The organism is Pseudomonas putida (assembly GCF_002025705.1).
Lineage (GTDB): Bacteria > Pseudomonadota > Gammaproteobacteria > Pseudomonadales > Pseudomonadaceae > Aquipseudomonas > Aquipseudomonas putida_J.
This window is the reverse complement of the sequence record NZ_CP018846.1, coordinates 5,642,145-5,650,974: the sequence shown is the minus strand read 5'-3', so window position 1 is coordinate 5,650,974 and position 8,830 is coordinate 5,642,145. Positions and strand designations below refer to the sequence as shown.

Sequence of the window (8,830 nt, the reverse complement as noted above, 5' to 3'; positions counted from 1 at the left end):
AAAGAACAACGGGCCATTGTTGACGGGCGTTGCCCCCAACTACCGCAAGGAAGAGAGTGCCACGTGGAATCCGAAGTCAGTCGAGTCCAACTCAGTCACGATCCGCGCAGTCAGCACGACGACCCCCTGCTGGACTGTCTGCTGACCCTGTGTGTGTTGCATCAGAAACCCGCCAGCCGAGTGATGCTGACCACCGGGCTGCCATTACCGGCCCAGCGCCTGAGTCCCGAGCTGCTACCCCGTGCCGCTGCCCGTGCCGGGCTGCAGGGGCGCCTGTTGCAGCGCAAGCTGGAGCAGATCCCAAGCATTGCCATGCCGGCCATGCTGCTGCTCAAGGAGGGCCGCGCCGCTGTCCTGCTGGGTTGGGAAAACCCTGAAACCGCACGCCTGCTGCTCAGCGAAAGTGACGGTGGCGAGGTGCTGGTCAGCCGTGAAGCCTTGATCAGCGATTACAGCGGCCGGGTATTCTTTGCTCAGCCGCAGCACAAGTACGACGTCAATCACGGCAATCTCATCCCGCGCTCGCGCTCCTGGTTCCGAGACACCCTGCTGCGCAGCAAGTGGCTGTACATCGACGCCATCGCGGCCAGCCTGGTGACAAACCTGATTGCCCTGGCCGCACCGTTGTTCGTGATGAACGTCTATGATCGCGTGGTTCCCAATCAGGCCACCTCGACCCTTTGGGTGCTGGCGGTGGGGATCGCTGGCGCCTATTTCTTTGACCTGATTCTCAAGGGCCTGCGCAGCCTGTGCCTGGACCTGGCGGGCAAGAAGACCGACCTGATCATCTCTGCCACATTGTTCGAGCGCATCGTTGGCATGTCGATGAAGTACCGGCCGGCGAGGGTCGGCAGCTACGCGCAGAACATCCATGAATTTCAGGGGTTGCGCGATTTTCTCGCTTCGCTGACTTTGACCAGCCTGATCGACCTGCCATTCACCCTCATCATTCTCATGGTGATTGCCATTATTGGCGGGCACCTGGTGTGGATACCGGTCCTAGCCTTCCCGCTGGCGCTGGGTATCGGTTACGCCCTGCAGAAGCCACTGATGGCAACCATGGAACGGACCATGGCACTGGCTGCAGAGCGCCAGTCGAGCCTGATCGAGACCTTGGCTGGCCTGGATGCAGTGAAGGTCAACAACGCTGAAAGCGAACGCCAGTACATGTGGGAGCAGACCCTCGGCACCCTCAGCCGCCTGGAGCTACGGGTCAAGATTCTTTCCGGGCTCGCCATGAATATCACCCTGCTGATCCAGCAACTGGCTGGCGTGGCGATGATCTGCGTGGGTGTGTACCTGATCATTGACGGCAGCTTGACCATGGGCGGCCTGGTCGCCTGTTACATGCTCAGCGGTCGTGCCCTTGGCCCGCTGAGCCAGCTCAATGGTTTGCTGGCGCGGTATCAACAGGCCAAGGTGACCATGGCCTCCACCGACCAGATGATGGAGCTGCCACAGGAGCGCAACTTCGAGGAGCGCCCATTGAGCCGCCAGGTGCTGCAGGGCGCAATCGAATTCCGTGGTGTCGACTTCACTTACCCCAACCAGCAGAACCAGGCCCTCAAAGGCATCAACCTGGTGGTCAAGCCGGGCGAGAAGATCGGCATCATCGGCCGCAGCGGCTCCGGTAAGAGCTCGCTGGCCAAACTGCTGGTCGGCTTGTACGAGGCAGACAAGGGTTCGTTGCTGGTCGACGGCGTGGATATCCGCCAGATCGACGTCAGCGAACTGCGTCACAACATCGGCTACGTGCCGCAAGACATCCAGCTGCTGGCCGGCACCTTGCGTGACAACCTGGTCAGCGGTGCACGTTACATCGAAGACGAACTGATCCTCCAGGCAGCCGAGCTGTCTGGCGTGCACGAGTTCGCCCGGCTGCACCCGGATGGCTACGAACTGCAGGTTGGCGAGCGCGGGCAGAACCTGTCCGGTGGCCAGCGGCAGAACGTAGCCCTTGCCCGCGCGTTGCTGCTGAACCCGCAGATCCTGCTGCTGGACGAACCCACCAGCGCCATGGACAACACTGGCGAAGAGCGCCTCAAGCAGCGCCTGCAGGCAGTGATCGAGGGCAAGACCGTATTGCTGGTCACCCACCGTGCCTCGCTGTTGTCGTTGGTAGACCGCCTGATCGTCATCGATCGTGGCCAAGTGGTTGCGGACGGCCCGAAAGCCGCTGTCATGGATGCGCTGAAAAAGGGGCAGATCAGTGTTGCGTAAGCTGGATTTCGCACAGGTCAAAGACAACCTGCGTCGGTACTTCAAAGGCTCCGAATCGCTTGCCGGCCAGCCCTTGCCCGAGGTCGGCAAGTCGCTGATCGAGGATGCCCCACGGGTGGTGCGGCTGACCATCTGGGGTGTGATCGCGTTCTTCATGTTCCTGATCCTCTGGGCCAGCCTCGCCGAGGTCGACGAAGTCACGCGGGGCGAGGGCAAGGCCATTCCGTCTTCCAAAGTGCAGAAAGTGCAGAACCTGGAGGGCGGCATTGTCGCGCAGATCTATGCCAAGGAAGGGGAGGTAGTCGAGGTCGGTCAGCCGCTGTTGCGCCTGGACGAAACGCGCTTTGCCTCCAACAAGGGCGAAACCGAGGCAGACCGCCAGGCCATGGCCTTGCGGGTCGAGCGCCTGAGCGCCGAAGTGGAGGACCGCCCGCTGAATATCGACCCTGAGCTGCGCAAGGCCGCACCGAGCCAGGCGGTCAGCGAGGCCTCCTTGTACGAGAGCCGCAAACAGCAGTTGCATGATGAAGTTGCCGGGCTCGAAGAGCAGCTGGTGCAGCGCCAACAGGAGTTGCGCGAGTTCAACTCCAAACGCGCCCAGTACACCAACAGCTTGCAGTTGCTGCGCCAGGAGATCGGCATGTCCGAGCCATTGGTGGCTAAAGGCGCGATCTCTCAGGTAGAGATCCTGCGCCTGCGCCGCTCGGAAGTAGAAACCCGAGGAGAGGTCGACGCCACTTCGCTGGCGATCCCCCGGGCCGAGGCGGCAGTAAGGGAAGTGCAGAGCAAGATCGAAGAGACCCGCGGCAAGTTCCGCAGCGACGCCTTGACTCAGCTAAATGAAGCCCGCGCTGATCTGAACAAGGCCAACGCCACCAGCAAGGCCCTGGATGACCGCGTGCACCGCACCCTCGTTACGTCGCCGGTGCGCGGTATCGTCAAGCAATTGCTGGTCAATACGGTGGGTGGCGTGATCCAGCCCGGTAGCGACATCATCGAGATCGTGCCGCTGGATGACACGCTGGTGATCGAGGCGAAAATCCTGCCCAAGGACATCGCCTTCTTGCATCCGGGCCAGGAGGCCACGGTGAAGTTCACGGCGTACGACTACACCATCTATGGCGGGCTCAAAGCCAAGCTGGAACAGATCGGTGCGGATACCATCACCGATGAAGACAAGAAAACCACGTATTACCCGATTCGGCTGAGGACCGAGAGCAGCCACCTGGGTTCGGATGCCAAGCCCCTGCAGATAATTCCCGGGATGGTGGCCACGGTAGACATCATGACCGGTGAAAAGACGATCATGAGTTATCTGCTCAAACCCATCATCAAGGCGCGCACCGAAGCCCTTCGCGAACGCTGACTTCACAGGGCATATTCAGGTTCTGTGGGAGCGGGCGCCGCAGTGGAGGGCACAGGCTGTGCCGGTGTTCGCGGGCAAGCCCGCTCCCACAGGGATTTCGCCCGCTTCAATATTACCGCTCGCGCAGCGCTTCGCTGCGGGCTTTCATGATCGGCTTGAGCAGGTAGCTCATGATGGTTTTTTCGCCGGTCATGATATCCACCGTGGCCACCATCCCGGGGATGATCAGCAATGGCTTTTCATCGCTCCCCAGGTGGCTGCGGTCGGTGCGCAGGCGGATGAGGTAGTAGGTGGTCTTCTTGTCCTCATCGGTGATGGTGTCAGCGCCGATCTGCTCCAGTTTGGCCTTCAACCCGCCATAGATGGTGTAGTCGTAAGCACTGAACTTGACCGTGGCTTCCTGGCCGGGATGCAGGAAGGCGATGTCCTTGGGCAGGATCTTCGCCTCGATCACCAGTGTGTCGTCCAGCGGCACGATCTCTACGATATCGCTACCAGGCTGGATCACGCCGCCGATGGTATTGACCAACAGCTGCTTGATGATACCGCGCACTGGCGACGTCACCAGGGTACGGCTGACCCGGTCATCCAGCGCTTTGCCGGTGGCGGTGGCCTTGTTCAGTTCGGTGCGGGCTTCGTTGAGCTGGGTCAGGGCGTCGCTGCGGAACTTGCCACGGGTCTCTTCGATCTTGCTCTGCACTTCACGGATCGCCGCTTCGGCGCGAGGAATAGCCAGCGCTGTGGCGTCCATCTGGCCGCGGTTCTCCACCTCGGAGCGGCGCAGGCGCAGGATTTCTACCTGGGAGACCGCTCCTTGCGCTACCAGCGGCTCGGACATGGCAATTTCCTGGCGTAGCAGCTGCAGGCTGTTGGCGTACTGGGCGCGCTTGGAATTGAATTCGCGCAGTTCCTGCTGACGCTGTACCAGCTGCTGTTCAAGGCCGGCGATTTCGTCGTGTAATTGTTGTTTGCGGCTCTGGTAGAGCGATTCCTCACTGGCCGTCTGGTTCGGCGCAGCCTTGCGCAGCTCAGGGTCGATGCTCAGCGGGCGGTCTTCCACCTCGGCGCTCAGGCGCTCGACCCGCAGCGCCATGGCCTGGCGGTCTGCCTCGGTTTCGCCGACGTTGGAGGCGAAGCGTGTTTCGTCCAGGCGCAGCAGCGGCTGGCCGACCTCGACGATCTCCCCCTCCTTGGCATAGATTTCGGCGATGATGCCGCCCTCGAGGTTCTGAATCTTCTGCAGCTTGGAGGACGGAATGGCCTTGCCCTCGCCGCGGGTGACCTCATCGACCTTGGCGAAGCTGGCCCAGATGATCAGGAACATGAAGAACGCGATCACACCCCAGATGGTCAGCCGCACCACCCGCGGGGCATCCTCGATCAGCGACTTGCCAACCTCGGGCAAGGGCTGGCCGGCAAGCGATTCGGAGCCTTTGAAGTACCGACGCAGGTTGTCTTTGACCTGTGCGAAATCCAGCTTATGCGACACTGATCTGCCCCTTCTTCAACGCATCCATGACGGCGGCCTTCGGGCCATCCGCTACGATCTGTCCGCGATCGATAACGATCAGGCGGTCTACCAGCGACAGCAGTGAGGCGCGGTGGGTGACCAGCAATACAGTCTTGCCCTCCATTACCGGCTGCAGGCGTTGCTTGAGGCGTTCTTCCCCAGTGTTGTCCATGGCGCTGGTGGGTTCGTCCAGCAGCAGGATCTGCGGGTTCAGCAGCAGCGCACGGCCCAGGGCCACGTTCTGCCGCTGGCCGCCAGACAAGTTCTGCCCGCGCTCGCCAACCTGCAGCTCATAGCCATCCGGATGCAGCCGGGCGAACTCGTGCACGCCAGACAGCTCGGCGGCTTGCAGGATCAGCTCATCCTCGATGTAGCGGGCACCGCTGACCAGGTTGTCACGCAAGGTGCCGGCCAGCAGCTGGATGTCTTGCGGTACGTAGCCGATGTTGTGGCGCAGTTCGCTGACGTCGATCTGGCGAATGTCCACGCCGTCGACCAGCAACGAACCCTTGTCTGCCTCGTAGAGGCCCACGATCAGCTTGGCCAGCGAGCTCTTACCGGAGCCGCTGCGGCCAATGATGCCGATCTTCTCGCCCGGCTTGACCGCCAGGTTGATGCCTTTCAGGGCCTGGTTCTGCTGGTTGGGATAAGTGAACTCGACCCCGCGGAATTCGATGGCACCCTGCAGCACCTGGCGGCTCAATGGGCGCTCCTCGAAGTTGCGCTCCTGTGGCAGCTCCATCATCTGGTCGGTGGAGGCCATGGTCACCTTGGCGTGCTGGTAGCGGGCCAGCAGGCCATTGAGCTGGCCCAGCGGGCCGAGGGCACGGCCGCTGAGCATATAGCAGGCCACCAGGCCGCCCATGGTCAGGCTGCCGTCGATGATCAGGTACACGCCCACGCAGATCATCGCCACGCCAGCCAGCTGCTGGATCAGCATGGTGATGTTCATGGCCAGGCTCGAGAGCATCTTGACCCGCAGTTCCAGGCGGCTAAGGGTGCCGAGGGTCTGCTCCCACATGTACTGGCGTTCGCTTTCGGCGTTGTTGACCTTCACCGCGTCCAGGCCTGCCAGGGTCTCGATCAGGCTCGACTGGCGCTCCGAGGCCAGTGCCATGGTCCGCTCCATGGTCGCCATCAGAGGTTTCTGCAAGGCATAGCCGATACCCAGCGCCAAAGGGAAGGCCAGGATCGGGATCCATACCAGGTGCCCACCAATGACGGCGATCACCAGCAGAACCAGCAGCGTAAAGGGCAGGTCGATCAGGCTGGTCAGGGTCAGTGAGGCGAGGAAGTCGCGCAGGCCCTGGAACTCGTGGATGTTTTGCGCATAGCTACCAACCCGCGCCGGGCGGAACTTCATCGACATGCCGACGATGCGTTCGAACAGCGTGGCCGACACGATCAGGTCGGTCTTCTTGCCCGCCAGGTCCAGGCACAGGCTGCGCAGGCCCTTGAGAATCAGGTCGAACACGTACGCGCCAGTGATGCCCAGCGCGAGCACCCACAGGGTCGAGGTCGCCTGGTTCGGAACCACGCGGTCGTAAACGTTCATCACGAACAGCGGTGCGGCCAGGGCAATCAGGTTGATTACCAGGCTGGCCGCGATGGCGTCGATATACAGCCACTTGCTGCGCAGCAATGTGTCACGGAACCAGGAGCGAGTCCGCGGAATGAGATTGCCGTGGTTGACGTCGTACTTGTGCTGCGGCTGGGCGAAGAACACCTTGCCGCTGAAGTCGCCCTCCAGTGCCTCCCGGCTGACCAGCACCTCGCCACCGTCGCTCTCGCTGAGCAACAGGCGGGCGGTGTTGTCGTTCTCCCAGCCCAGCAGGACGGCAGCGCGGCCCTCCTTGAGCAATAGCATGGCCGGCAAGGCGATGTTCGGTATCTGCTCCAGCTTGCGCTGCAGCAGGCGGCCCTGCAGGCCCGCACGGGCCGCCGCGCGGGGCAACAGCTCCATGGTCAGGCGCTGGGCCTCCAGCGGCAGCCCGGTGGTGAGCATGGCCCGGCTGGCGGGCTTCTGGTGCAGGACACACAGGGTCAGCAGGCTATCCAGTAACGGATCGTCATGCTGACTGCGTGGATCGTGGTTGAGCTGGACTCGGCTGACTTCGGATTCCACGCGGTGCTCTCTTCAAACCTTGCGGGTGATCAGGGGGCGAGCGACTCAGTTCATGCCTGGGAGGCTCACGTTGGGTTTCATGTCGTTCTGCACGACGGTTGCCATCGGGGCGACCACGCCCTGGCTCTTGAGCAACTGGCCCATGGTCGCCTTGATGCGGTATTGCGTATACACCTGAATGTTCTTCACTTCCACCAGTCGGCGCTGGGCGGTGAAGGTCTCGTTCTCACTGTCCAGCAGGTCGAGCAGGGTACGCTCACCCAGCGTGAACTGCTGCTGGTAGGCGCTGCGCACACGGATGCTGTGATCGACGTACTGCTGGGCGATCGGCACCTGGGCGTTGGCGTTTTCCAGGGCGTTCCAGGCCAGGCCCAGTTCTTCATTGAGTTGGCGCAGGGCGTTGTTGCGGATATCCAGGGCCTGGTTGGCCAGGTACGACTTCGACTCGAGGTCGGCCTTGTTGCTGCCGCCATTGTACAGGTTGAAGTTCATCCGCAGCATCGCCTGCCACTCATTGTTGTGGCCTTGCATGCCGTCGAGGTTGTTATCGGCGGTGCGACCCAGCTCTGCATCGAAGCGTGGGTAGAAGGTCGACTTGGCGGTTTCATACTGCTTTTCCGCCGCAGCGATGTCGGCCTCGGCCGAGCGCAGGATGGGGCTGCTCTCAACCAGTTGGTGGCGAGCTTCATCGAGGTTGGCAGGTAGCAGGTCGATAAATGGCGCGGGTGCGCTCAGTTCATCCGGCATCTGGCCCACCACGCTGAGGTAGTTGGTATTGGCGTCTGCCAGGTTGGTCTGCTCGGTGATCAGGTTGTTACGGGCCTGGGCCAGGCGCGCTTCAGCCTGATCGAGGTCGGCGTAGCGGCCCACACCGCGGCTGGTGCGCAACTTGATCTGGTCGAGCACGCGTTCGTGGTTGCTCAGGTTGTCCTGGGCCAGGCGCACCATCTCGCGGCGGGTCAGCACGTCCAGGTAGACCTGTGCCACTTCCAGCGCGGTGCGCTCGGAGGTGCCGAGCAGCGAATAAGCGCGGGAATTGACGGTGGCTTGTTGGCGGCCGACTTCATTGGAGGTGGCGAAGCCATCGAAGACCATCTGCCGCAGCTTGATGGCCGACTCACCGCGATTGAGAGTATCCCAGCGGTTGCCGGTGCTTGGGCTGTCGGTGCCTTCACGGCCATAACCGGCGGTCAGATCAACCTTCGGCAGGTATCCACCTTTGGCTGCGCGCAGCTGATAATCCGCGGCCGTGCGGGCATTCACGCCAGCCTGGATCTCGGGATGGACTTCGAGCGCTTTCTGCATGGCTTCAGGCAGGGTCTGGGCTTGGACGAAGCTGATGGAAAGGGCGAACGGAAGAGCAGCGAATACAGATGCACGCATGTTTTGAATTGTTCCCGAGGAATGCTTGTCGCAAATCACGGCCGAAGCCGATCCCGCCTGCAAAATGGCAACCTTGAATGACCGTAAGTGGACCGTTCCGAAGAGGTACCGCGAAAAGTACGAGGAAGGGTTACAAAGGTGAAACATATCAATGTGACATTACCCGACCAATTGTTTAGGATGGCGGGATGAAGGTCAATACTTTGGCATAAAGTTAATTCCCTTC

At 61.7% G+C, this 8,830-nt stretch carries 5 protein-coding genes; 2 read left to right on the top strand and 3 right to left on the bottom strand.

Going from position 1 to position 8,830, the window contains the following annotated elements; all coding sequences use genetic code 11:
• Window positions 1-63: 63 nt before the first annotated feature.
• Window positions 64-2,220, top strand: a complete 2,157-nt coding sequence (locus tag BUQ73_RS25535; protein ID WP_079230176.1) for a type I secretion system permease/ATPase — start codon at window positions 64-66, stop codon at window positions 2,218-2,220.
• Window positions 2,210-3,586, top strand: coding sequence for an HlyD family type I secretion periplasmic adaptor subunit (locus tag BUQ73_RS25530; protein ID WP_079230175.1), 1,377 nt, complete (start codon window positions 2,210-2,212; stop codon window positions 3,584-3,586). The genes BUQ73_RS25535 and BUQ73_RS25530 overlap by 11 nt, the downstream gene beginning before the upstream one ends.
• A 112-nt stretch (window positions 3,587-3,698) precedes the next feature.
• Here BUQ73_RS25530 and BUQ73_RS25525 read toward each other — a convergent pair whose 3' ends face one another.
• Genes BUQ73_RS25525 through BUQ73_RS25515 form a run of 3 tightly spaced genes read right to left on the bottom strand, consistent with a single transcriptional unit; the run spans window position 3,699 to window position 8,604 of the window.
• On the bottom strand, window positions 3,699-5,075 hold the full coding sequence (locus tag BUQ73_RS25525) for an HlyD family type I secretion periplasmic adaptor subunit (protein WP_079230174.1): 1,377 nt from the start codon (window positions 5,073-5,075) through the stop codon (window positions 3,699-3,701).
• Window positions 5,065-7,221, bottom strand: a complete 2,157-nt coding sequence (locus BUQ73_RS25520; RefSeq protein ID WP_079230173.1) for a type I secretion system permease/ATPase — start codon at window positions 7,219-7,221, stop codon at window positions 5,065-5,067. Before BUQ73_RS25520 ends, BUQ73_RS25525 begins: the two co-directional genes overlap by 11 nt.
• Before the next feature lie 45 nt (window positions 7,222-7,266).
• A complete protein-coding gene (locus tag BUQ73_RS25515) occupies window positions 7,267-8,604 on the bottom strand; it encodes a TolC family outer membrane protein (protein WP_079230172.1) in 1,338 nt (445 codons plus the stop codon).
• Window positions 8,605-8,830 lie beyond the last annotated feature (226 nt).

Bases quoted from the DNA above. Each gene is read 5' to 3' on its own strand.
- BUQ73_RS25515 (WP_079230172.1), bottom strand. From the start codon at position 8,604: ATGCGTGCATCTGTATTCGCTGCTCTTCCGTTCGCCCTTTCCATCAGC.